General features: G+C 54.0%; 3 protein-coding genes. 1 reads left to right on the forward strand and 2 read right to left on the reverse strand.

The features are described from left to right. Window positions 1-45: 45 nt before the first annotated feature. Both ACXAH0_RS25045 and ACXAH0_RS25050 read right to left on the reverse strand, forming a co-directional pair. Entirely contained in the window at window positions 46-1,212 is a 1,167-nt protein-coding gene (locus ACXAH0_RS25045) for a relaxase/mobilization nuclease domain-containing protein (protein ID WP_475195993.1), read from the reverse strand. After that, window positions 1,209-1,541, reverse strand: coding sequence for a hypothetical protein (locus tag ACXAH0_RS25050; RefSeq protein ID WP_475195995.1), 333 nt, complete (start codon window positions 1,539-1,541; stop codon window positions 1,209-1,211). The genes ACXAH0_RS25045 and ACXAH0_RS25050 overlap by 4 nt, the downstream gene beginning before the upstream one ends. Window positions 1,542-1,572: 31 nt before the next feature. Here ACXAH0_RS25050 and ACXAH0_RS25055 point away from each other — a divergent pair. Next, the coding region (locus tag ACXAH0_RS25055; RefSeq protein ID WP_475195997.1) for a hypothetical protein at window positions 1,573-1,754 on the forward strand (182 nt) is incomplete at its 3' end.

The following is a 1,754-nucleotide window of genomic DNA, read 5'->3' on the forward strand; positions in this document are numbered from 1 at the left end:
CCGCCGCTTTCTTCGCTTACTCATTAAGGGCCCTTAAATGTCCATTTAATTAAGCGGACACTTAACGCACCAAATCGAAAAGCGGCAGGTCGGGTTCAACGGACGCTCACGTTGTTTGTCGACAAGCTCTTGGCGTTCATCGGCATGACGCAGGCGTGTTTTGCTTGCCTCATTTTCATTTGCCTGCCGGATTTTCTGGTATCTACCTGTCAGCCGATGCCATAGACCGCGAAGGCCGCGCGGCAACCGAGCCGCACGTTCTAAGTTCTCCGCATTCCATACTTTGCGCTGACGATCTTCCAACTGAGATCGTGATTGTCGATGTAGCGCGGTTAGGTCGGACTTGTATTTGGCGAGCTTGGCCGCTTCGCTTTTAAATTTCTCGCGCGCCTCATCAATGTGTCTGCGAATGGCAGGCGTCATACGACCCGCTATAACCTGGCGAGTTTCGTCGACACCTAGCAGGCTGTCGGGTTTGCCAAGCCGCGCATTGACCTCTTTGTTCTTCATGCCAAGGAGGCGAGACAGTGCATAAACTTCGCCGTTGTGATCAAGAGCGACAAAACCGCGTCGATCTCTTTTAGCGAGGAACAGCCCGTTACTGCGCATCGCATTAGCAAAGGCTTTTGATCCGTCCGAGCGTTGCCAAGCTTCTTGCGTAGCTTGCTTTAGCCAGCGAGGATCAATGCCTTGCCGCTTGGCTTGCTGCCATTCAGCGAGCGTAAAGTTTGTGGGGTCGCGTTCCGACGGGCTTTTTAATCCGCTTGGAAGTTTCCAGCCGTTTTCTAGGTAAAGCTCGCGCGAGACAGATTGCAGCTTATTCTTGAAGAAAGAGAGCTGCTTTGCCGTCATTGTGTCTGCGTCAATCCGCGACCAGACACAATGCGCATGACGGCGGCCTTCCTTTTCATGGAAGACAATCGCGCGTGGTTGACCATTCAAGCCAAGCTGGTCTTCAACTTGTCCTATCGCACCTTCGAAAGTTTCGATGGTGACGCTCTTGCCCGCTGGCGGGTTCAGGCTCAGAGAGAACAGATATTGGCTGCAATTCGTCCCGCGACTGATTGCTTCGCTTTCCTTGAAAGCACCTTTGAGGTTATCGGAGGCAAAGCCGCGTAGCTCATGGATAAGCACATGCTCATTGTCATCGAGGCGCATCAAGTGAGCGGCCAGGTCTTGGCCGCCGCCGCGCTGGGAGGCTTTGAGGATCATTCATCTGCCTCCTGTAGTCCCAAGGCTTGGACAAGAAGACGTCGCAAGTCGACGACCGCTCTCAGCGCATCAGCAAGCGCGGCTTCTGTTTCCGGCGTAACAGGGAGAACGCCGACTTCAACTGCGTGGGAGATTTGATTCAGAGAGGCAGAAAGATTGCCTTTGCCCAGTAAGGCTAAGACTTGAGCAAGCGATTTGCGGTCTGCAACGGAAAGGCCAGAGCGGCGCAGCCGAACAGGTTTGCTGCCGAGTGCCTTGGCCTTGATGTAAGTGCTTAACGGTTGGCCTTTGGCTTCGCTCAGTAGTTGAGCGCGTTCAGCATCATTCAAACGAACGCTTAGCGGGGCGGGACGTTTGCGTTTGGGAGCGCTGTTAGGTTTGTTGTTGGCTGATGCCTCAAATCGCGATGTTAAGGGCATGGCGGCACCTGACGATCTGGACCTGTCCCGGATTTGTACCGCTCCTTTGACTTGGTATTTTGCCACAAAGGAGAATGTTCATGGCATCACGTCACGGCGCGGAGTTTCGCGCAGAAGCAGTCC

It is taken from the genome of Roseibium sp. AWQ4_290, assembly GCF_056160985.1.